This is a genomic window from Deltaproteobacteria bacterium RIFCSPHIGHO2_02_FULL_44_16 (genome assembly GCA_001798185.1).
Lineage (GTDB): Bacteria > UBA10199 > UBA10199 > 2-02-FULL-44-16 > 2-02-FULL-44-16 > 2-02-FULL-44-16.
In genome coordinates this window covers 25,526-46,708 of record MGRM01000010.1, presented here as the reverse complement: position 1 = coordinate 46,708, position 21,183 = coordinate 25,526, and the positions used below count along the sequence as shown (strand labels likewise).

Here is a 21,183-nt window from a genome sequence, read left to right as displayed (position 1 = left end):
GGATCTGAAACTCGACAGGCAAGGCTTGAAGGAGGCAGCATAGATGTCACCACGAACCGCTTTTCAAATTCCAACTAAGATTGGGATTGACCCATGATCATGACGCCCAACGCATTTGTAATTCCCTATGTTGTAGGGCACAGTCTCGCAAATAGAGATTGATGAGGTGTTGGTAAGGAAGTCCTGTTTTAGTCGCCATAGCCCTAAAATAGGCAACAGTCTCCTTATCTAACCGAATCGTCACAGGTTGTTTCAACATTTTGACATAGGGATTTTTTTTCCCCTTCATTTTGGAAAAATCATAGTGGCTTCTCATATTCACCTCCCATAATCTGTTTGTTCATGCTTATCTGCTTTTCTTGCCGAAATGATCCTAATCACATGCTTTTTATCACGATAGCAGTGGCAGACCACAAGCATCCGGAGCTTAAAGCTCATACCAAGCAAGATAAAGCGGTCTTCATCATCAGAATGATCCGGGTCAAAATAGACAATCGCGCTTTCATCTAGAAACACACTTTGCGCTTCTTCAAAAGAAATACCATGTTTTCGTTGATTCGCTTTGTTTTTCTTTTCATCCCAAACAAAACTGAGCTGATTCATACGTACATTGTACTTATGCAACAACAAAGGTCAAACATTTAATCCAGATTTCATGGGGTCAAGACTTGCCCCCATGACGCTGGTGGCTCAAATTAAAAATCACTGATTTGCAATCGCATAAGCTTGTTTATACGTTTGTAACAACCATTCCCTGTGGGAGGTCTTATCGTCAATCCAATAGTCTACAGGATCTGGCTTCATACTATAAACAGTTCCATTTTTGTCTGTTGTTAATGCGACTGAAACTTTCCAGTGGAAAAGTGATTGTCGTCCAGCTCGAATTTCAAACTTAGTAGGTAAAACGTGAATTCGATAACCTTCTGGACGTAATGGGTCTTGAAACACAACAATGTTCATTCTTTCATAAGTAGAATCCCCAGAATCCGGCTGACCAACTGTTATCAACCTCTCTTGATCATAACGGTGTAATGTCCAAAGAAATCCGCTGCAAGATGATATGCAGTTGCGGTCAACCATTGTCACAATCCGTCCTGAAAAAACATTCGGATGCGGATCATACAAAGCTGTAATTTCCCCACCAGAAACAGGAAATTGGGGTATCGGTGGATAAAAATCACCTTTCAAATTTTTATTTTTTGAGAGTGTCGCTACAAAAACATCAGCATTATAGAGTTGTTTGAAAAATAATGGGTCTTTAAATTCCGGGATGTTTTTAAATCTCACCCATTGGTCTTGAAAAGGTTGTGTGACCAATAATGCGGTTAACGGAACAGGCACATCTCCACCACCGTTACCTGTGATATCTAAAATAAGAGTTTTCCATTTTTTATAATTGTTTTTCCAAATAGCCAGAAATGGCTCAAGATCCTCTTGAAAAGAGACCTCCTTACCACCTTTGTTTTTCAGCGTTGCAAAACTACTTACCCGTAAAATACCAATATTTTGTCGAGCCTCGTATAAACAGAGTTCTGAACCCAAATACAAAGGTTTCGCGTTGGAGTACCGTTTGCTTTCCTCAAAGCAACTACTTTTTGTGCTTGTATAAAACATTTTCGTTTTTTCTTGCGAAACAATCGGAACAACCAAACTGTTTTGAACATTGTTTCGCTTTATGGTGATGTGAACAGTTTTTCTATCTTTGAGATTGATTCTCAAAAAACCAAAATGAAAGTTATTCCTAAGTTCTTGGGCACATTGATACGGCTGAGCATAATCGCAAAAGATTAGCGCATCATGGTAAAGATCCTGAAGAGAAATATTTTCTATTGCCAACAATTCATCGTCAGCTTTGAGCAAATCTTTTACGCCATCAAGAACTTGTCCAACAAAAAAGGTGATAGATAAATCATTTCTTTTGGGATAAAAAGTAAACGGTAATTGAAATTTTTGAAATAAACTCAATGATGGGTTTATATTTTGTGGAACTGAGATTTTCGTGTGCAAACCAGGATAGGTAGCATCCAACATTTGTAAAACCAGATAGGCATCTTCATCATTTTTGGCGTTGAGAAAGAGTTGTTTTAATCTCGTCGTAGTTTGCTTCCATGACTCTGGACGATTTCGGCGAATAGTAAGTATTTCGGCGTCGAGGCGTTCTACATACGCAATTAAATCATCAAAGAGTTTATTCTTATCAAGAGCGTCGAATAAAGCAGCTTTTGCATAAGCAGGGAAAGGTAACTGTAATGAAATTGTTAAAAAAATGGAAAAGAGAATTTTCTTCATTTTCTATTAGACTTCTTGCATAACCTCAACAGAATCCAGCCTATAAAGTTTTTGTTTTCAAAGAGATACACTTGGATGTCATCGCGAGCGAAGCGTGGCGATCTCCCGAGTAAACAGAGGAGATTGCCACGCCCTTCGGGCTCGCAATGACAACGAGTGTCACCCAGGGTTACGCAAGAGGTCTATTGTAATGCGAGTTCTCGACGAAACATCTCTCGATAGTGTCGATACCAGTCCGACTGAAAAACTTCATCAGGATCATATTTCTTTTTCATTTTCAAAAACTCGACAAACTGAGGATACGCTTTGAGCACCTGATCTTTTCTCGCCCAGCGATGATAGGTCAAAAAGTAACTCCCTCCATGTTTCAGCGCTCCATCAATAAGAAGTTGAAAATGTTTTTTTGCTTTCTCTATCCCTTCCGGAGTGTGATCGACATGAAAATTAAAAACAATGCACGCATAGTTCTGTTTTGCCCATGCAAGAAAACTTTCATCATCCTTCTCAATCAATCTGACTGTTCCATAGACCACATTCACATCATATTTTCTGAAATCCTTGCGCAATTGATCGAAAAGAAGAGTCAATTTTAATCGAGGAACATAAATCTCACTGATCATTTCTGAAGCTTTAGGATCAAATGTACGATGATAGTTATCGATGTAAACTCCCATTTGATGGGTGTCAGATCTATAAAATTGACCATTGGAAGAAAGATAAAATTTTGCGTACATATCAAACGCCTTGGATTTATGGGTATGCGCTAATTCCATCAGCATATTCCAATCCTCTTTTTTCAGTTCCTTCTGTTCATGACCTCCTTTCACGTGACCATGAACCGGTTTATAAAGAGAGTAAATACCGCGTTTCATGAATTCATTTGAGGTTGGGTCAATTGCAAACTGAAAGTCACCGTACAAGAAACCTTCTTTCACTCGCTCTCTCACGAGCGGAATAAAATCTTTGACATCAATGAGCTGAACGACTCGCTGAAGCGTCGTCACCGGAGCTAAGCGAAGTCTGACATTTCCAATCACCCCAAAAAGTCCATATCCTCCTATTGTCAGCCGAAATAAATTTGCATTTTCTGTTCGACTGCATACTTTCACCTCGCCATTGGCATCAATGATCGTGAATGATTCAACATCATCGATGACTGGTCGCATCCTTAATCCGCGGCCATGGATATTGGACGAGAGCGCTCCGCCAATACTGAGTCTATCAGCTCCAGTTTGTTTCTGACGAATGCCCCATATCTGCTTTTGTCCTTTTTGATTTTTTAAAAGCCAATCGATCAACGCTGGCCACTGAATTCCTGACTGCACTTCGACAATTCCCTTTTCTGCATTAAGATCTATGACCTTATCAAAAGAAGACATATTGATATGAATTGTTCCCGCGCCAAACTGTTGGCCACCCATGGAATGTTTCCCACCCGAAATGCTGATTGATTTCCCATTCTCTTTTGCTTTTCGGATAAGAGATTGAATTTCAGAAATTGTTTTTGGTGTGAAGACATGATCTACCTGCGTTGTATTCAGCTGAGAATGAATATCGTTCAATCGAACTTCAGCATTTGCAGGGAAAATACCAGCACAAAAAAGAAGAGAGCAGAGAATGATCTTTACGAGTTGGCGAATCATAAAGTCTCCTTCATTTGCGGTAGAGTGAACCATCGTACACACCATACATAAATGAGGAAGAAGGCAATCCCCTGAAGAAGATGATAAAAAGCATTATGATTAAAATAGAGCGGATGAAGAGAAATTTGTAATTGTTGAACAAAAGGAGCTACCAACAGGAAAATCAGTCCACTTAAACCAAACCACAGACGAGGTTCACGGGAACGGTGGTATAAAATCAATAATACGACAAACAAAAACACAACAGCAGGAAGATAGTTGATGATGGCAACAAAAAAGATTTGAGTGATAAAAAGAATCACAAAACTGTAGAGGGCAAAGCCAACTGTTGCGAGAAGCTTCATCGTTTGAAACATATGAGGAGGAAACAAAAGATAGAAACTCAGACACCACGAAGCCCAAGCAGCTGCACCAATACTGATCAAAGTGGATGGCCACAATATGCGATATCCGAAAGAGGATTCATCCAAGAAAAAACCGTGGACAGTCCCACCTGTTAACGAAGCAATACTGATTGATAAAAAGAAAGAGATTGCATATTTTCTGAAGAGAGAAATTTTTTCATTTTTAGGAGATGCTTTCCAAAGACAACAAGCAAAAAATATACACTCGAGAGTTAAAACATAATCAGTCAAAGTAACATCAGGTTCCGTCATCATAAACTCTTATCAAAAAGAAGGTTTAGTTATCAATCAACTCCGCAATACTAGGCTGCACAATGCAACCTCGGCAATTTCTCGATGTAAAACTCATCCGGCGTTTGTTGCTTTTTCTGCGCCAAATTTTTTTCGCCCCCGGCTGGACACTTTTCGAACTGCGTGTGCTGAGTTGGCTGTAGGCGCTAAGCTATCATGTCGCCACTGTGAGTCAAGAAACCATGCTTGATACTTTGACAGAAGGATGAACAGATGAGTATGATACGTAACATGATGAAGATGAATTGGTATGTATTGATTGCTATTGTAGCCACAGCGTTTCTTTCTCTGCATGCTGTGGCCAAGAATAAAATAAAATATATGGGAAAAAATATGGCGAAGAACAATATTGTAATATTCACGGCTCCTCATCATCCTTTTTCATTCCACTATGCGATTCCGAACACATGGGAGGTGACAAAGCAGGAATGTGATGATGTAAATTGTAAAATCTTTTTTCGTCAAAAAGACCGCCATCCGACGAGAAAGATATTTTTGAGTATCACGGTTGATCCTTTTTTGGGGCTTGCCTTGATAAAAAAAGATGGTCGCGTTGGTATTCCTACCCCAGGCCAAAAAAAGAATCCACATGGTGTCACTTACGATCTCTTTTCTTCTCCCCCCTCTCAGTATCCGTTTCTTCAGTTTTATATGAAAGATTTTGGCGTTCGAGTAACACATGTCTCTTTTCGGCAAAGCCCGATTTCAACGGAAGAGCTTTTTGGATCGATTGTTAAAACATTTCGGAAAGATTACCGTCGAACGAAACAGCGAATATAAATCTCGAATTGAGATCAAGTTATTTTCCCTATTTTCAACAACGCTTTTAGCCTTCAACAACCTCGTTCCCTCGTTATTCGAAAATCCAACGAATATAATATCCATACGCAGGACAATACTTAGAAGGCACATAGATAGGCACTCGAACTATCCTTCCATCATCAAGGTTGATAGCAAAGAATTTGTTCATACAAGAATTGCCAGTTATTTCTTCGACCAAAAACCATTTGCCATTGGGAGAAAAATCGTGACCGTGAAAAAAATTTCCGGGAAGTTCAAGAATCTTTGATTTGATGCCCGTACTCACTTCAATCCGCTCAACACTTCGTCCTCCTTCTAAAAGAATCAAGTGTTCTTCGCCCGGCGTCGGGAAACCTATATAATCTAAGGAGGCACCTTCTTTGCTCGGTATCCCTCGACGAAGAATCTGAACCGCATTGCCTCGGTCCTTTTTCCCTAGAATGATCTCAAAATCTTCGTCTCCGAGTATTTCCCACGCAAATAATGACTGATTCTTCGATATCGCAGGGCAGTCTCCTTCGCTCATCGATGGTCTTGGAAGCATTGTTGGAATTTTAATCTGTTCAGCTTGAACACCGTGAGATGAAGATTTCTCTGAGGGAATTTTAAGCCGAATCAGTTCTCCATCGCCCAAGTATCTGCTCCTGACGAAAACTAATTCGTCATTGGCAGTAAATTTTGGACAGCCAAATAAGATCCCTTCCTCCGAAAAACGGTACTCAGTAAGAACGTTCCCGGATGTGCCATCGATAATAATGACAGCGGCCGTATTATCATTATGTCGACCGATGATAGCGATCTTCTCTCCATTGGAATCAGCAGTAAATGAAGAGCTCCAAATATGTTTTTCGACGGCAAGAGGAATTGACTTCGAAAAATTACCCTGATGCCACTTTCTCAATTCAAAGTCGGCGGTACTCAGTGTGAGGAAGGACCATTTTCCCTCCCTTTCCTGGGCCGCAAGATCCGTTTTAAGGTAGTTCATCCGAGTGAACAAATAGGTTATTTTACGTCCAAAAGTCAGGGTAATGACGGGAAGTATCATAAGAAAAACAACCACAAGAATCTTCATAGGGGTTTTAAGCTTATTGGGTTGGGTCCAGAAAAGAAAAACCAGCGACAAAAGAGAGACGAGATAGGGGAATAAGAAGAATGTCCCGTCAAAAATCACTGATTTAAAATCAGGGAAGACCAACAACACATAGAGTGATGTCAAACCCCACCAAACAACATGAGCCCATAGAATGGGCCTTTGTAAGGTGGACGAAAAGAAACTGATGATGATGATCAGACTCGATACAAGGAGGGGTATACCGAAAACAAGCACATAGAGGCTACGCAAAAAAAGAAAATTTACGCCCAGATAAAAAGCCAAAAATAAAATATTAAACAGTCTGATGAGCATCCGGTTTCCAAACACCCCTATTCTCAATGGTACTCCCACCCCATTTCTGCCTTTTCTTTAAAGCGCTTCGTATACAAAACATAGCCGTCGTAATTGTACGCGTGCACTTGAAAAATCACTTCTGAAAATTCGTTGCTGTCGTAATCTCCTGTATCCACCAAGCTCATATCTCCCCTAAGGTGTTGAAAAGAATGCGCAGACTCCATATAAAACCATTGTCCATTTACAGAAGACTCTGGGTCGTCGTGCAGGACACAATCATGGGAACCAGTTTGAGCCTCAATAAAATATCGACCATCTGTCGATTGAAACGCTTCAGAGATTTGAATATTCGATTCTTTTATCTTCCAAGGGATCATAGAATTGCCATCAACGTCATGAACATAGCAGTCGACAGCTCCTTGAAATGTTTTGAGGAAAACGGTTTTGAAAGATTTCAAAAATGTAAATTGAGAAACTTTAATCCTTTTCCAACCTTCGGGATCCTTGAAGTGAGATGAAGATGCGGCTACAAGTGGTCGGCTGACAAAAAAACCTCTCCATGAAGAAAATTCCTTTTTTGGATTCTTGATGACAGGAATCTGTTCCAAGAGATCGATTGCCTTCAGAAGATTGAAATCATAAACCCCATCGATACGGGAGTAGGAACCAGCAGGAGTGGTATTTAATTGCCCTAATTCTTTCCCATTGAATCCAATAAACCATAGGGAGGGTTTGGTTACTAATGAAGCCGGCGCCCAAGCGCCACTTGTTTTTTCAAAAATTGGCCGTATATACTCGCGGCGAGATTCTACAGGTTTCGTATCAGCATCTGAAAAAACTGCATCGAGTCAATCCCATTTTCAGTTGAAATTGTTTGAACGGCTCTCATGTTGATCAGGCTGCCTTTCTTATTTTTTGTAATTCTTTTTCTGCCATTCTGTTTTTCAATATTTCTTTCAAACGGGGAAGATGTTTGTATCCCTTAATCTTCCGGAGTCTCGGTTCGATGTCGAGCAGTGCGGAAGCCACCCATCTCTGCTTCTGCTCCGAGTTTTTCCAGTAATCGACTTTGTCCGTTTTTTGCCCCAGTCCCGCATTGATCGATTCGATCAAGTTCGTGGTCTTGAGACTGGTTCCCAATTCTTTGAAGAGTCCCAAATGATGCAGCGTCAGCGTTTCCTCAAAACCCTCGTCCAGACTCTTGACCGCAGAAAGATTCATCATCTTTAATTCGGCCCGGATTTTCAGCAACGATCCCTTCGCAGATTCATACGTCGGTTGTTCATAAGCCGCTTGCAGTTTTCGGCGCATGGTCTCCTGCTCCTGCTTCGGGAGATACGCCACCACGTTTTCCCGCTTGTGCCATTGACAGCGCTGAATCACGGCGCTCTCGCCCATCACACTCTCGACCGATTTCCTGAGTCCCTTCGATCCATCGATGATCGCCAAAATCCCCTCGTCGTATCGGAGTCCTCGGCCAACAAGCTCCCTCAAAAAATCAGAACAGGCTTTTTCATTTTCAGTGGCCGTCTGCACAAATCCCAAAATCACTTTCTTTCCCTGTGCCGTGATCCCAACGCAAATCACCATCTCGTCTTCGGCAAATCGTTTCCCGTCCAGTACCAACGCCACAAAATCATAACCCTCCAGCCGCCGACTGAAAAACTCTTTCAGCCTTTTCGCAGAGGCTCGGATGTAGCGGCGCGATACGGTCGAAGAAGATAATCCAAAAGCCTGCGGAACCGCTTCCGCGCATTCCCGATAATCCCGACAAGACAATCCTTTTAAAACCTTGAGAAACAATCCCTCATCCATCGAGCGGGGAATCTGTAAATGCTCCAGGCTTTTGAGTGGAATCTCCTGATTGGCAACAAGGTCCCGGACTCTGGGCGCAATCACCGGAATTTTCTGATCGGCCAGATAAACCGAACTCCTCTGCCGTCCCCATCGAACAGCGCCGGGAAACAACCGATCTCTCTGATACCAATTCCCAGCCAACATCCGGACTTCCTGATGCAAGAGATCCTTCACCGCATCCATTCCGATCGGAATCAGCGCCTGAATCAACTCCACACGAACATCCATCTCTTCAGCCATTCTTAACGCCTCCTGAACTTCCTTCTTGCTTTTCCCCTTCATTGCAATTACTTTTCGCTTCATCGGCTCCTCCTTTTTTGTGGTTGGTTACCTTCTTGTAAATCGCAACCTATCACAGGGGAGCCGTTCTTTTTCTACCCAATTTCAACTGGATTTAGCACACTGCCAACTGCATCTTCAAGAATACCCAACCTTATTTTATTCGCTTTTCCCCATCCTGAACAGGAGCAGACAATATTGAAAACAAAAAAGAGAAAGAAGAGGAAAGGTGTTTTCAGATGATGTCCCGTTTTTAGTTGAAATTCTTTAACAGCTCTCATTATTTTTCTCCTCAAGCGGCCTGCCACTCCCCTCCAGAGACCTCTAAAAAGTCTCTACGCGGTTAGTACTCTAGCGATCAGCCCCTTCTTTCCGTTTTTAGGGCCAAGATTTGACCCTATCTGCTTTCTATTGGCATTGAGCTGTATTCGGACTGAACGGCTTACTCCACAATCCACCTTTCACGTCTTGATAGGTGTAACCCCTGAAAAAATTATCCTTCCGGGTCATGACTGTCAGCTTGTCACCGTCAGCAGAGATACTGTCTATTACCTCACCAGTAAATGGCAGCTTAATTTCTCTGATAGTCCATGTTTTCGAATCATAAGCAACTAATAAATAGGAACCATGGACAAACAACGTTTGCCCAATAACAGCACTACCTTCAGATGGACTACATCTTGACTCTGGAATGTTACGCCAGGCTTTGTCTTTCCCATTCCATCTATATAGCCCACAAACATCAGCGGTTCCATCTCGTGTTGCTACAACCACATCTTGAATCTTTGTTAAGCTTGAAATATCAAGAAGCTTCCCGGAAAACTTGTGTTTAGCCCAACCCTTTTCTTCATCAAATACATAAATTCCCATGCTGCTCCCTAACCATACTTCGTTGCCGACTATTAATAAATTGTTGAGCCTCACAGGCCAGCGAGGAGAATCCCTGTCAACTGTTTCGTCAAAGCTATGTTTCGTACACTTCGAAAACCTGCATGTTTCGATTTCATAGCGGTACCAATTATTACTGGTCGTCCTTCGTAGTACATTGAACCTGTAATCGCGCCAGGCGAGTCGATCCGTAACCTCACAGGCCCTCAGGACTTGTGAATCTGCATAAAGAAAGGTCGGTGCAAACAAAATACAGGAGAAAGTGAATATTCCAAAAGCAACCTTCCTTAAAAAATCATACATAATTATGCCCCTTTTATCTGACCAACCTTTCATTTTTATTAGCCTCTCTGTCTGAAGAACGAATGTCAAGGTTGCGCCCTGTCAAGTAAAAATTATGAGACAATTGAGACCAAGTTCATTATATTACGTCTCCTCTTGAAGAAAAAATTAACTCTTACAATTTTTGTCTTGTTGCTGAGCCATTTCGCCGCCGTCAGTGTTGTCCCGGACGTCCGGGACAAAACCTCGGCAAACAATCCCTCCTCCGAAAGAAAAGCTATGAGCCATCAAAAACACTCCCGACAAAACGCCTGTCGGAAAACTGGGAAAGAATCAGCAGTAAAAAAGTTGATTCTGGAACTGGACAAAATCAACCAAAAATCCTTCGACATGGCTTATTCGGTCGCCATGAAAGGTCAAAATCGTGCTCTGTTGATTCCAGAAGCGCAAGCTTTACTGGATCGCCTGAAGCTCATTGCAAAGGATCTGCGCACGCACATACCAGAGACCAAAGGCAATAGGTCGGAACAAATATCGGAAAGCCTTTTGGACTTAAAATACGTCCTCGGCATGGGAAAAGGAATGAGTTTGCGTTTACATCAGGCGTTGAAAGCGGAGAAACTATGGAACGAATGATGCTGGACCTCCACGTCCGACAATTATGAGATTATCAGGCCCGTTAAGTTGATAACATTCATAACCCGACGAAGAACAAATGATTTCTAGGCGGCCGTTTTCAAAAAAAAGAATCAAATCTCCGGTGTCGTTCTTTACTTCAATATTTATTATCTTCTTTTTATGAATCTGTTCTTTGATTGCTTGAGCCGCATTAAATGGCGCAGGCAGACCAAATTGATGGCCGTGATCACTTGATGATATGAACTTGCCATCATTGCTGATGAAGCGACACAAGGTCTCAATCGATATGGTATAGCCGTCTTCTAACGATAGGCTACAAAAACCATGTTCATGAATGGAAAAATCGTTTGCGAATTTATTTTTAAGAAGTGAATCAATCATGATTTCGAATTCATTCTGGCCCAGACTGGGAAATCTAAAACCAGGCTATATCTATTCAAAAACCTTCTCCATAAGCAATTTACCATTTTCATCGTATTGTCGATAAGTGCCGCGTACTTCGCCATTCATGTAAGGTATTTCTTTCATAAGGGTACCGTTTGTATGATAAATTTTTGTAACCTCATGCTCAACGCCCTCTTTCATTGATTTTTCAGCCCAAAGAATTCCACCATCATATATTTTCCATAACCCGTCCGGCTTACCATTTTTATATTGCCCTTCTTCGGCCACTCTTCCCGCTTCATCGTATGAAACATAAGGATCACTTGTTATAGGTTTTAATTCAGAATTTGATGCCGTTCCCTTACAAGAAAAAATATTAAAAATTAAAAAAACCGATAGCAACAAAAATAATCCCGAAAGGATAAACGATGATTTACTTTTCATTCCTTAAATCCTCCACCGACTTCACCAAATTCGTAAGCATTACGGTCGGCCATTTTTCTTTGCGCCCCCGGCTGGACGATTTTAGAACCGCGTGTATCGAAATGAAACATGCGGTGTATCAGTAAATCAAAGGAGAACCGCGGCTTCATCTAATCGTCGAAATCTATAGTCTTCTCGATATTCCGTAAACAGCTCATTTTTTGTTAAGTAGGGCGATCCCTTGCCACTATTCGGAAAACCGAACCCATTCTGCGCGGAGAAACAGGGTAAACATTTATCTTCAAAGAATAAGACAATCCCCGCATCCACATGGTTTGCATACTGCATATCGACCATATCCAGTTGGTTAGATATTGGATTGATAACACACTCTTCATGTCCACCGATTGTACCCGCAAGAATTTTCTCAAGCTTGAGATCTATTGAATCTGAAGAGAAACAAACCCAGTGAAATAGCTTTTTTAGAAAGTATTGTACGTGTCTAAAAATCTTGCCCGAGAGGCTAAATGTTTGATGATCTGTAAAATAAAGGACCGTTTCAGCAATCAAAATATCCGTGACGGTTGAACATGGTATTTGCAGCTGGTTTGAAATTGTCTCATTGTATTTCCCATCAATTTTTTGAACTTCAGTGTAGCAAATTTCATCTCTTGGATTTTGCGATAATGCTAAGTCGTCCGTATTGGTAAGTTTTATATAAAAATCCGGAAAAGAAAGTATTGCTTCTATAGCATTATAATGCAGTGCCTGAATCGGAATACCGAGCATTTCCTTGAAAATTTGAATCGCTGAATCATTGTAAAGTTTCTTTTTCATGCGCTTGGTGAGGAGGGCAAACCTCAATTTAGTTCTAACTCTTGTTGGCCTCTCCGGAAAAACTCACCCCCAATCTATCTCGAAACATTTCGCGCCTGGCTGAACGCTTTTAGAACTGCGTGCGCTGAAATGTAACTCTTGCTTGACTGTTTTCATCTCGATTTGCGGCAATTTCAAGAAATTTTTTCAAGTATCTCGCTTGCCCGATTTCGATCAAGCAAGCCATTTAAGGCGGCGTTGGCGAATTCAAAAATAAAATCTTTCAGCAGATCAATTTCAAAACCTATATCATCTCTTGCTTCAATAGCATCCGCCCATTCTTCCACATCTTCTGCTTTTAGGTTTCCATCCAGAAACCTTCGTAAGATTTGTCGCAAATGCGAGGCCCTCAAGACCACTAATTCTTTTTCAGAGTCCCAAGGAAATGCCAGCAAATCCTTGCGAATATCGGTAATTGGCTTTGTAAATCCTATTAGTCCTTCCAAAGCTTGCTCCCTGTTCATGACCATACTTTCCCCTTCCCAAAGAACATGAACCAATTTGGCGCATTCGAACCAACTTTAACTACTTAACTTCCGTAATTCGTTGACGTTCTTCGTTCGTCGTTTAAAAATTTGCTGCCGCAAATTTTTTTCGCCCCCGGCTGGACGTTTTTAGAACTGCGTGCAGCAAAGTTGGTATTCACTGATGAATCGCCTTTTCTATTTCTTTTTTAAACGCGATAAGCTCTCATAAACGTCTGTTATTTTTTTGTCCTTGGGTTCCAGTGTTTTTTTATAAATTTCAAGTGCCTGCTGATACAGTGATTCAGCTTTGGCACTATCCTCGTAAAACTCTCTTAGTTCCGCCATCCAATAAAGAAAAGTACCTATGTGCTCATGTGTAGGACCAAAGACTTTCTCATACTCTTTCATTCCCCACTGAAGACGTGAATATGCTTCATCAGGCTTTCCCGCCATCCAACCGTAATCGGACCATTTTCTTATAAGTCCCATTGTCCTGGGGTCGTCTAAGCCTCGCGCACTTTTCTGGATTTCAAAAGCTCGATTATAGAACGGATCGATCATATCAAACTTTCCTGCATCATAATAAAGTCCTGCGATTATCTGAAGAAGGGGGGCAATAATTGTAGCATTTTTTCCGTACATCTTTTCATCGAGCTCTATAATTTTCTTGTAATCGGATATCGCATCTAAATATTTTCCCTGACTTTCTTTTGCATTGGCTGACTTCTCCAATATTTCTAATTCATCTTCCAATTCTGAATGAAATCGCTCAGTTTCTGCAATAGAGGATTCCAGGTTACGAACCCACGATGTTGGGTCAAACATTTCTTGTTTTAACGGAGGGGAAAATTTATTTAGAATGTAAAAATTGATAAAACAAAAACTAATAATATACACGGCAAAATAAACGTACCACCTCTGATAGATCTTAAGAGCTATTTCCTGAATACGCCTTGCTTGTAAAAAGGCGTCGACCATTGAAGTAAGCGCCAGAGCGACATATACCAAAATAAAACGAAGGGCTCGATCAAAATCAATATCTATTGTGAAAACATTAACAACCCTCACAAAACTTATAAGTATGATTAGTTTTAATCCAAAGAAGATTAGGGCCTTATGCAACTGGCCGTTATAAAGTTGACCGAGGCCCGGAACAACTAGACATAGCAGGCTAGCAACTAATGGATTTCTTTTTTTGGATTTCTGCTGGTTCATTTTTATACTCCCAATAATATCCAGCTTTGTCTTTTGATTTGGTAAGGCGTTCAAATTGTATTGGCCTTTGATTTCTTTGGTAATTTTTTAAAAAAAAAGTCAAGATTTTCAAATGAAAATTTGTCTACGCCAAAATTTTTGCGCCCCCGGCAGATTTGGTTTCCGCCTCACGGCTCCACCACTTCCTCGGCGATCATCCTTCGACAAGCTCAGGATGACGCTCGCCTCGGTCGCGACCAGCCCCCCAATAATTCGTGGGGGCGGTTCTCATCCATGCAAAACATGCAAAGAAGAAGGATCGGTGAACCCGATCCTTCTTCTTTGCGCGCCCGGCAGGATTCGAACCTGCTACCCCAAGCTTAGCATCCCACACTTGGCTTTCCCAAGCACCGCTCTCTTACTTCGCGGTTTGTAGGCTGGACCATATCTTCGCCATTTCAGGCGTGGTGCGTATGGCCTCTGAGGTGTCCTCATTAAAACGAGGTTACCTGCGGATTACCCAATCCTTTGGATTGTTACCTTTCGGTACCAAAGGCTCTTAAGGGCGTCCCCGCATATAGCACCATCCACCTGATTGATTTTTTTCTCAGTCAGGGCTCCTATCTGAAGGCTTGTGCTCTATCCAAATGAGCTACGGGCGCAATATTGCTTTGTAAAAGATCAAAAGTCGTTCATGAAAACCATACTTTAAAACGATTGTAAAATTCATCTTTGGCGGGAATAGCCGCTGCTTCCTCGCAGATCGCTGCGGAAAAAATTGACGCTCGCTCTAAAATCATCTGCGACTCCCAATTCAAAACCATACCAGCGACAACGATTGCAGAATAGGCATCTCCCGCTCCGACCGTATTCACAACGTTCGCTTTTGCAGCATCGATTGCGATCTTTTTATTCCCCTCAAAAAGCAGACTCCCTTCCGAGCCTCTTGTGAGATACACGTGCTCAATATCGTACTTATCCATTAACATTCGCACCACGTCGTATGGGTTTTGAGGAAGATGAAAAAAAATTCGATACAGAAATGAAATATCCTCTTCACTGATTTTTAAAACATCGCAAAAACGAAGCGATTGTTCGACAATTTCTTTTGTAAAAAATGGTGGACGAATATTGAGATCGCAAAAGAGTTTCGTTCTTCCTTTCATTCGCGACAGCATTTGGTCATGAGCAGCTGCTGCCACTGAATGACGCTGGCCAAACGTTCCAAAAAAAAGCGCCTTCGGCGTTTGCTGTTCCGGAATCTCGGATGCCACAAGATAATCCTGCGCTGTATTCTCAGCCGCAGTAAACGAATGCGAGCCATCGTCACGAAAATGAACCGTGACCGATCCTGTGGGATGTTCGTCATCTTGCTGGATCCATGTCAGATCCATTTCAATTTTTTTGAGAAATTGAAGAATCTCATCAGCATCGTGATCGCGACCGATACGCGTCACGAACATCGTGGGGAAAGAGAGTCGCTGCATGTGCGTGATAAAGTTAAACGGCGCGCCACCGAGTCGCTTTCCGTCTGGGAAATAGTCTACCAGAATTTCGCCAAGCGCACAGATGGTCGGAAGAAGAGTCATGATGCTGAAAATTTGGTCGGGGTGACTGGACTTGAACCAGCGACTTCTGCGTCCCAAACGCAGCGCTCTAGCCATGCTGAGCTACACCCCGAAAATTTGGCGGCAGCCAAATTCCCGAAAAACGAAAAACGTGAACGAAGATGCCGCCAAATTTCGTTCTTCGTATATCGAATATCGGGAAAACCGTTCTTAATCGGTGGGCTTCAAAACCTCAACCAAAATCTCACGAATCTTCCGAATCGCCTCTCCCCGATGGCTCACCTCAAATTTCTCCTCTGGCGTCAATTCAGCCATGGTGCAATCTTTATCCGGAAGATAAAAAATCGGATCATAGCCAAAGCCGTGTTTCCCTTTCACCTCATGAGCAATTTCCCCCTCGCATTTCCCTTCAACTTCCCAAACTCTTCCATCTGGTGCCATGAGGACAAGAGCGCAGGTGAAGTGCGCTTTTCGATTTTGATGTTCACGAAGTTCTTGGAGAAGTTTTTGGTTATTCGCATCCTGATCACCATACGCATTTGCCCATCGTGCGGAATGGACCCCAGGCGCACCATCAAGTACATCGACACAAATGCCAGAGTCATCGGCCAAGACAAAACATTCTGTTGAAAGAAAATGTTCCGCTTTCTTGCGAGCATTCGCAAGAAAACTGACTTCTGTTTCATCGACATCAGGAAGATCTGGATATGTCTCGAGCGAAACAATTTCTATTTCAAGATCGCCAAATGCTTTCTGAAGTTCCCGAAGCTTTCCTGGATTTCGCGTTGCAATGAGAAGTTTCATGTGTTCAAAAACATCTTTTGAAAGCGGCCGCTGTGCAGACCATCATCAGCACGGACCAACTGGACCGCGCGCGTGATGGTCAAGCAGACAGGCCGCTTTTGAGATGACCTTATGAAAAAATTTCTTTTTCTTCTTTTCGTCACGTTCCTTTGTCATCCCTTCCTTGCCTTTGCAAGGCCTCTGAAAGGTTTTCACAAAGGACCTTATCTCGCTCTTGAAGCCGGTCTTTTACAGGCCAATAATGATCATGACGAACAAGCTGGAAATGATGTGGGACGTGATTTTGAGGGGGCATTCGGTTTTCTTTTTGGTTGGAACATCTCTGATCCATTCGCCATGGAACTCGGGGGCCTTTATTCCACCGATTTTAATGTCGGCAGAAGAGAGCATATTGTCCTGACCACGGTGAATGGACGGTACAGTTTTATCTTTGATGCCCTGGCTGATTTTAAGTATGTTCACATTTTGCCCCATCTCAAAGTCGGAGCTACAAATCGCATTCTTGTTCTTCCCGGAAATACGTTGTCTCAAGATCAGACCGTGAGCACGTTTGCCTTTGGTCCTTCTCTTACTGCTGGTGTTTCGTTTCTCTACCACAAATATCTCTCCTTTGGACTCGATCTGCGAGAAGATTTTCTCTTTGCAGAAAGTGCGCGACAAAACTTGGAGAATGCTTCTCCATCTCTGAGCAATCAGCTTATTTATGACGGAGGTTTTCAACCAAATTTTTCAGCCATGTTTTTTTTCGGCGTGCATTATTAAACAGAATTGAATTGACCTTCTCTCTTTTGAGGCATAAAAAAGAATCTATTCAAAATTAAATTGAGATTCTTAAAGAGGGGGATTTCATGAAACAATTTCTTTACATTGTTCTTTTTGCAACACTCATTTCATGCGCTGCTGGAACTGATGAACAACTTGAAGAGGCTCAATTTGCTTTGGATAAGGGTGACTGGGCAACGGCGATTACCAAATCCAATGATGCCTTGACTGCCGATGCAACCAATGTCGAAGCAGCTCTTCTTCTCTCTTCAGCCTATGCAGGGCGCGCAGGAGTCAATATCCTTGCCATTTCGGCCGATATCTCTGAATCTGGAAATACGGAAAGTATTTTTAACGTCGTTCACGATGCTCTTGCAAATACGATCACCTCTGGAACTGGCCTCACTGATGTGCGAAATGCTATCGTCGCTCTTGGCACCACGTTGACGCAACCAGCAACCACCCATGTTCTCTTTAAGGATCAGCAGTTTCAACTCGGCATTCTTGAGGCCATTGAATCTTTTGCGCTTTCTTCATTGACGGCTCAGCAAACGCTTGATGGAACGATTACCACCACAGATATTACAACCACGCATCGAGATGATACCCAAACAGATTTTATCAATGTGGACAATCACTTGATCAATGGCGGGATGGAATCAGGTGACGTGCTGGTCACCAATTTACGTAAAAACTATTGTGTCCTTCGAAATGTAACCGCAGCAGCTTCGGGTATTGATCTTACGGCGCTTCAGGATTTAAACCTCTGTCAGTTAAGCGCTTCGACAACGGGACTCACATTCCAATCAGGAACGGTTGCGTCTTGCGCAAGTTTCGATTTTTCATCTTGCAATAGTGCAACCGATACAACGCTTACATCCAACTAAGTGGGGGCATCTATGAAACCATCTTTGTTTCTGTTGCGATTCAGTTTATCTCTTTTTTTGATATCGCTGCTCGGAATATCGGAAACTGTGTTTGCTGAAGATACTGGCATCGGCACCGAATTTCCGACCGTCATGCGAGGAACTCGTCCTCTTGGTATGGGGAATGCCTTCCTCGCTATGCCAGGAACCGATTATAATGCTCAGTTTTATAATCCCGCAGCCATCAATGATTACGAAAAAAAACATCACATGCTTTTTGTAAATCCACAGGCTGAATTTAACACCGGTTTCTATAGCATGATCCAAGATATTTTTGATCTGAATAAGGATCTCAAAGATAAAACGGATTCTCAAAAAATTGATACCTTTGATGCGTTTACACAATCGCACGCAGGTCAATTTCATCATTTTGGCGTGGGACTTCCTCTCTTTCATATCCGGCATAAATATTATTCAGCAGGCTTGATTATGGACAGCCGCGGAAGCTTTTCACTCCGCAACCGAGCTTTCCCGAACTTCGAAACCCGAACAGATAATGTTGTCGGCATTGTTGGTGGAAGTGCCGCTTCTTTTTTCGATGACACATTGCAAGTGGGAGCAAACCTGAAAGTTCTCTACAAAGTCGGCATTGAAGAACAAATTACTCAAAGCGATATCTTAACGGAAAATTTAGGAACAACTTTTAAATATGCAAATTGGGAAAAAGGATTTGGTGTCGGTATTGATTTCGGTTCAAAATATGTTCTGCCGATCTGGCAGGAATCGCTTCGTCCAACGGTGGCAGTGACAATTCAGGATGTCGCGGATACTCGTTTCACGGGACGCGCGCCAAATTCTCCGATGTCAGTCTCTGCTGGCGCTGGAGTTTTTCCAAAAGTAGGAAAATTTGAATTTGCCGTTTTAGCAGATGTCCGTGAAACAAATCGAAAACAAACTTTTCTGAAAAAACTTCATGCTGGCACAGAAGTCAAGTTTCCAGAGTTTGCAAAAATTAAATCGTCTCTTCGACTTGGCACAAACCAAGGATACTTTGCGACAGGCGGTTCACTTGAGTTTCCGGTCGTCGCTCTTCATGTGGCTTTCTATGGCGAAGAACTGGGAGAAGTGACGCGCGCAAAAGGAAGTTATCGTCTTAACAGCCAACTCACTTTCGGCTTCTAACTTAAAACGGTGGTTGATCACTTTCTGCGGAAAGATCCTCTTTCTGATAATGAGCAGGAGATGAAGGAGCATCCACTCCTCGTTCAAAATTATCAAATCGAGTTAAGTGACTTCGGAATGCAAGCATGACACGACCAGTGGGGCCATTGCGTTGTTTGCCGATAATAATTTCTGCTTTCCCCGCATCGGGACTATCAGGATTATACATCTCGTCTCGATAGATAAAAGCAACGACATCAGCATCTTGCTCAATGGAACCGCTCTCCCGAAGATCAGAGAGCTGCGGCCGTTTATCTTGACGGGATTCAACACCACGATTGAGCTGTGAAAGCGCAATCACCGGAACATTGACCTCTTTTGCGAGCGCCTTCAAAGAACGACTAATTTCTGAAATTTCACGTTCACGACTTTCAACTCGTCCTACTCCTCGCATTAACTGCAAATAATCGACGATGATCATGTCGATGCCATGTTCGCGTTGGAGACGTCTTGCCTTTGCACGCACTTCGAGGACCGTGAGCGCCGGTGTATCATCAATAAAAATAGAAGCTTCTGAAAGAAGACCTGCAGCTCGCGTCAGTTTCGGCCAATCGCTTTCAGCCAGAAAACCACCTCGGAGCTTTGAAGCATCGACAAGAGCTCGCGAACAAAGCATGCGCTGAACCAGCTGTTCTTTTGACATTTCCAGAGAAAAAACAGCGCAGATTTTATGAGTATCAATGGCCGCAGACTCCACAATATTTAAAGCAAAAGCGGTCTTTCCCATCGAAGGACGACCAGCGATAATGATTAAATCCGATCGTTGAAAACCTGCTGTCAGACGATCGAGTTCTTTAAATCCCGTGGGCAATCCCGTAATCAGTTCTCTTTTTTCATACAGCTGCTCAATGGCTTTAAAACTATCTTTCACAATTTCTTTGACCGGGGAAAAGCCTTGTTTAGCACGACGTTCCGCAACATCAAAAATCATCTGCTCTGCACGATCTAAAAATTCGTCTGTATCTCCGTGATGATCATATCCCTGAGAAACAATTTTGGTTGCCCCTTCAATCAGGCGTCTGACAATCGCTTTTTCGTGAATAATACGACAATAGGGAACGATATTTGCTGCGGTCGGCACGGCATCGACAAGAGTTGCAATAAATGTTGCGCCCCCAATGCTTTCTAAAAGTTTTTTGTTTTTGAGTTCACTTGTAAGCGTCACCAGATCAGCGGGTTCATTTCTCTGATAGAGACTTAAAATAGCTTCATAGATATGACGATGAGTTTCGCGATAAAAGTCAAGTGGTTGAACAAGTTCAATCGCTCTGTGAATCGATTCATTGTCGAGAAGCATCGCCCCCAACACAGCCTGTTCCGCCTCAATATTCTGAGGCGGAATTTTGAATTTCTCGACATCTGACATGTTCGTACACCAAGAGCTGTCTTACAGTAGAATGTCTATTTTTTTAGAACAGACACTTTGACGATGGCAGTCACTTCTGTATGGATCTTCAAAGGAATTTCAAAATTTCCGAGCTGTCGAATCGGTTCATGAAGTTGAAGGTTTCTGCGATCGACCTCAACTCCCTTCGCGTTCAATGCCTCGGCAATATCTTTGACCGTGACGGAACCAAACATCTTTTCTTCTTCGCCTACTTCACGAGTTAACTGCACTGGGAGAGCTTCGATCTTTTTTGCAAGCCCAAGCGCAGCTTCCTTTTGTTTTTCTCGCTTGGCCAAAGCAATTCTTTTTTGATGCTCAAGTTCTTTCACATTCTCTGAATTCGCAAGTAATGCTTTTTTCTTCGGCAACAGAAAATTACGACCAAAGCCACTTCGGACCGTCACAATTTCCCCTGCTTTCCCTAAATCTGGAACATCTTCTTGTAAAATAACCTGCATTTTTTCCTCCTTC

General features: G+C 42.4%; 24 protein-coding genes and 1 tRNA gene. 5 read left to right on the top strand and 20 right to left on the bottom strand.

The genetic code is table 11. The features are described from left to right. Positions 1-97: 97 nt before the first annotated feature. The 5 genes from A3C46_08070 to A3C46_08050 all read right to left on the bottom strand — a co-directional run bounded on the left by A3C46_08070 (position 98) and on the right by A3C46_08050 (position 4,591). Positions 98-316, bottom strand: coding sequence for an antitoxin (locus A3C46_08070; GenBank protein OGQ22689.1), 219 nt, complete (start codon positions 314-316; stop codon positions 98-100). A 2-nt stretch (positions 317-318) separates the two neighbouring features. Beyond that, on the bottom strand, positions 319-603 hold the full coding sequence (locus A3C46_08065; GenBank protein ID OGQ22688.1) for a hypothetical protein: 285 nt from the start codon (positions 601-603) through the stop codon (positions 319-321). A 99-nt stretch (positions 604-702) separates the two neighbouring features. Further along, positions 703-2,289 carry a hypothetical protein gene (locus tag A3C46_08060; GenBank protein ID OGQ22687.1) on the bottom strand — a complete coding sequence of 529 codons (1,587 nt, stop codon included), beginning with the start codon at positions 2,287-2,289 and terminating at the stop codon, positions 703-705. Positions 2,290-2,471: 182 nt separating this feature from the next. Then, positions 2,472-3,932 carry a hypothetical protein gene (locus A3C46_08055; protein ID OGQ22686.1) on the bottom strand — a complete coding sequence of 487 codons (1,461 nt, stop codon included), beginning with the start codon at positions 3,930-3,932 and terminating at the stop codon, positions 2,472-2,474. Next, the gene (locus A3C46_08050; GenBank protein ID OGQ22685.1) at positions 3,929-4,591 is read right to left on the bottom strand and encodes a hypothetical protein; all 663 of its coding nucleotides are present in this window, start codon (positions 4,589-4,591) and stop codon (positions 3,929-3,931) included. The genes A3C46_08055 and A3C46_08050 overlap by 4 nt, the downstream gene beginning before the upstream one ends. A gap of 267 nt (positions 4,592-4,858) precedes the next feature. On the opposite strand from A3C46_08050, the gene A3C46_08045 reads away from it, so the two are divergent. After that, on the top strand, positions 4,859-5,407 hold the full coding sequence (locus tag A3C46_08045) for a hypothetical protein (GenBank protein OGQ22684.1): 549 nt from the start codon (positions 4,859-4,861) through the stop codon (positions 5,405-5,407). A 73-nt stretch (positions 5,408-5,480) separates the two neighbouring features. On the opposite strand, the gene A3C46_08040 is transcribed toward A3C46_08045, so the two are convergent. From A3C46_08040 to A3C46_08020, 5 genes are all read right to left on the bottom strand, one after another. Further along, positions 5,481-6,833 carry a hypothetical protein gene (locus A3C46_08040; GenBank protein OGQ22683.1) on the bottom strand — a complete coding sequence of 451 codons (1,353 nt, stop codon included), beginning with the start codon at positions 6,831-6,833 and terminating at the stop codon, positions 5,481-5,483. Positions 6,834-6,856: 23 nt separating this feature from the next. Then, entirely contained in the window at positions 6,857-7,423 is a 567-nt protein-coding gene (locus A3C46_08035) for a hypothetical protein (GenBank protein OGQ22682.1), read from the bottom strand. A gap of 286 nt (positions 7,424-7,709) precedes the next feature. Continuing rightward, on the bottom strand, positions 7,710-8,975 hold the full coding sequence (locus A3C46_08030) for a hypothetical protein (GenBank protein ID OGQ22681.1): 1,266 nt from the start codon (positions 8,973-8,975) through the stop codon (positions 7,710-7,712). A gap of 71 nt (positions 8,976-9,046) precedes the next feature. Next, positions 9,047-9,232, bottom strand: coding sequence for a hypothetical protein (locus A3C46_08025; protein OGQ22680.1), 186 nt, complete (start codon positions 9,230-9,232; stop codon positions 9,047-9,049). 127 nt (positions 9,233-9,359) lie between these two features. Continuing rightward, positions 9,360-10,142: a hypothetical protein gene (locus tag A3C46_08020; protein OGQ22679.1), complete on the bottom strand. Its 783-nt coding sequence runs from the start codon at positions 10,140-10,142 to the stop codon at positions 9,360-9,362. Positions 10,143-10,400: 258 nt separating this feature from the next. Here A3C46_08020 and A3C46_08015 point away from each other — a divergent pair, with 258 nt between their 5' ends. After that, complete coding sequence (locus A3C46_08015) at positions 10,401-10,757, top strand: hypothetical protein (GenBank protein OGQ22678.1); 357 nt, start codon at positions 10,401-10,403, stop codon at positions 10,755-10,757. Here the strand turns inward: A3C46_08015 and A3C46_08010 are convergent. From A3C46_08010 to A3C46_07975, 8 genes are all read right to left on the bottom strand, one after another. Next, positions 10,743-11,141: a hypothetical protein gene (locus A3C46_08010; protein OGQ22677.1), complete on the bottom strand. Its 399-nt coding sequence runs from the start codon at positions 11,139-11,141 to the stop codon at positions 10,743-10,745. The genes A3C46_08015 and A3C46_08010 overlap by 15 nt on opposite strands. 51 nt (positions 11,142-11,192) lie before the next feature. Continuing rightward, positions 11,193-11,588, bottom strand: coding sequence for a hypothetical protein (locus tag A3C46_08005; GenBank protein ID OGQ22676.1), 396 nt, complete (start codon positions 11,586-11,588; stop codon positions 11,193-11,195). A 126-nt stretch (positions 11,589-11,714) separates the two neighbouring features. Then, a complete protein-coding gene (locus A3C46_08000) occupies positions 11,715-12,431 on the bottom strand; it encodes a hypothetical protein (GenBank protein OGQ22675.1) in 717 nt (238 codons plus the stop codon). Positions 12,432-12,577: 146 nt separating this feature from the next. After that, positions 12,578-12,913: a hypothetical protein gene (locus A3C46_07995; GenBank protein ID OGQ22674.1), complete on the bottom strand. Its 336-nt coding sequence runs from the start codon at positions 12,911-12,913 to the stop codon at positions 12,578-12,580. Positions 12,914-13,105: 192 nt separating this feature from the next. Next, complete coding sequence (locus A3C46_07990; protein ID OGQ22673.1) at positions 13,106-14,179, bottom strand: hypothetical protein; 1,074 nt, start codon at positions 14,177-14,179, stop codon at positions 13,106-13,108. Positions 14,180-14,796: 617 nt separating this feature from the next. Further along, positions 14,797-15,693 carry a hypothetical protein gene (locus A3C46_07985; GenBank protein ID OGQ22672.1) on the bottom strand — a complete coding sequence of 299 codons (897 nt, stop codon included), beginning with the start codon at positions 15,691-15,693 and terminating at the stop codon, positions 14,797-14,799. Positions 15,694-15,706: 13 nt separating this feature from the next. Next, positions 15,707-15,784, bottom strand: a tRNA-Pro gene (locus A3C46_07980). Positions 15,785-15,882: 98 nt separating this feature from the next. Further along, positions 15,883-16,476 carry a non-canonical purine NTP pyrophosphatase, RdgB/HAM1 family gene (locus tag A3C46_07975; GenBank protein OGQ22671.1) on the bottom strand — a complete coding sequence of 198 codons (594 nt, stop codon included), beginning with the start codon at positions 16,474-16,476 and terminating at the stop codon, positions 15,883-15,885. A gap of 111 nt (positions 16,477-16,587) precedes the next feature. Between A3C46_07975 and A3C46_07970 the strand changes: the two genes are divergently transcribed. From A3C46_07970 to A3C46_07960, 3 genes are all read left to right on the top strand, one after another. Then, entirely contained in the window at positions 16,588-17,238 is a 651-nt protein-coding gene (locus A3C46_07970) for a hypothetical protein (GenBank protein ID OGQ22670.1), read from the top strand. Between the two features lie 86 nt (positions 17,239-17,324). Then, positions 17,325-18,125 carry a hypothetical protein gene (locus A3C46_07965; GenBank protein OGQ22669.1) on the top strand — a complete coding sequence of 267 codons (801 nt, stop codon included), beginning with the start codon at positions 17,325-17,327 and terminating at the stop codon, positions 18,123-18,125. 12 nt (positions 18,126-18,137) lie between these two features. Further along, positions 18,138-19,286, top strand: coding sequence for a hypothetical protein (locus tag A3C46_07960; GenBank protein OGQ22668.1), 1,149 nt, complete (start codon positions 18,138-18,140; stop codon positions 19,284-19,286). A 1-nt stretch (position 19,287) separates the two neighbouring features. On the opposite strand, the gene A3C46_07955 is transcribed toward A3C46_07960, so the two are convergent. Next, positions 19,288-20,691, bottom strand: coding sequence for a replicative DNA helicase (locus tag A3C46_07955; protein ID OGQ22667.1), 1,404 nt, complete (start codon positions 20,689-20,691; stop codon positions 19,288-19,290). 35 nt (positions 20,692-20,726) lie between these two features. Next, positions 20,727-21,170, bottom strand: a complete 444-nt coding sequence (locus A3C46_07950; protein ID OGQ22666.1) for a 50S ribosomal protein L9 — start codon at positions 21,168-21,170, stop codon at positions 20,727-20,729. Between the last annotated feature and the right edge of the window lie 13 nt (positions 21,171-21,183).

Coding starts and splice junctions, on each gene's coding strand:
- A3C46_08070 (OGQ22689.1), bottom strand. CDS start 316: ATGAGAAGCCACTATGATTTTTCCAAAATGAAGGGGAAAAAAAATCCC.
- A3C46_08065 (OGQ22688.1), bottom strand. CDS start 603: ATGAATCAGCTCAGTTTTGTTTGGGATGAAAAGAAAAACAAAGCGAAT.
- A3C46_08060 (OGQ22687.1), bottom strand. CDS start 2,289: ATGAAGAAAATTCTCTTTTCCATTTTTTTAACAATTTCATTACAGTTA.
- A3C46_08055 (OGQ22686.1), bottom strand. CDS start 3,932: ATGATTCGCCAACTCGTAAAGATCATTCTCTGCTCTCTTCTTTTTTGT.
- A3C46_08050 (OGQ22685.1), bottom strand. CDS start 4,591: ATGATGACGGAACCTGATGTTACTTTGACTGATTATGTTTTAACTCTC.
- A3C46_08045 (OGQ22684.1), top strand. CDS start 4,859: ATGATGAAGATGAATTGGTATGTATTGATTGCTATTGTAGCCACAGCG.
- A3C46_08040 (OGQ22683.1), bottom strand. CDS start 6,833: ATGCTCATCAGACTGTTTAATATTTTATTTTTGGCTTTTTATCTGGGC.
- A3C46_08030 (OGQ22681.1), bottom strand. CDS start 8,975: ATGAAGCGAAAAGTAATTGCAATGAAGGGGAAAAGCAAGAAGGAAGTT.
- A3C46_08025 (OGQ22680.1), bottom strand. CDS start 9,232: ATGAGAGCTGTTAAAGAATTTCAACTAAAAACGGGACATCATCTGAAA.
- A3C46_08020 (OGQ22679.1), bottom strand. CDS start 10,142: ATGTATGATTTTTTAAGGAAGGTTGCTTTTGGAATATTCACTTTCTCC.
- A3C46_08015 (OGQ22678.1), top strand. CDS start 10,401: ATGAGCCATCAAAAACACTCCCGACAAAACGCCTGTCGGAAAACTGGG.
- A3C46_08010 (OGQ22677.1), bottom strand. CDS start 11,141: ATGATTGATTCACTTCTTAAAAATAAATTCGCAAACGATTTTTCCATT.
- A3C46_08005 (OGQ22676.1), bottom strand. CDS start 11,588: ATGAAAAGTAAATCATCGTTTATCCTTTCGGGATTATTTTTGTTGCTA.
- A3C46_07995 (OGQ22674.1), bottom strand. CDS start 12,913: ATGGTCATGAACAGGGAGCAAGCTTTGGAAGGACTAATAGGATTTACA.
- A3C46_07985 (OGQ22672.1), bottom strand. CDS start 15,693: ATGACTCTTCTTCCGACCATCTGTGCGCTTGGCGAAATTCTGGTAGAC.
- A3C46_07975 (OGQ22671.1), bottom strand. CDS start 16,476: ATGAAACTTCTCATTGCAACGCGAAATCCAGGAAAGCTTCGGGAACTT.
- A3C46_07970 (OGQ22670.1), top strand. CDS start 16,588: ATGAAAAAATTTCTTTTTCTTCTTTTCGTCACGTTCCTTTGTCATCCC.
- A3C46_07965 (OGQ22669.1), top strand. CDS start 17,325: ATGAAACAATTTCTTTACATTGTTCTTTTTGCAACACTCATTTCATGC.
- A3C46_07960 (OGQ22668.1), top strand. CDS start 18,138: ATGAAACCATCTTTGTTTCTGTTGCGATTCAGTTTATCTCTTTTTTTG.
- A3C46_07955 (OGQ22667.1), bottom strand. CDS start 20,691: ATGTCAGATGTCGAGAAATTCAAAATTCCGCCTCAGAATATTGAGGCG.
- A3C46_07950 (OGQ22666.1), bottom strand. CDS start 21,170: ATGCAGGTTATTTTACAAGAAGATGTTCCAGATTTAGGGAAAGCAGGG.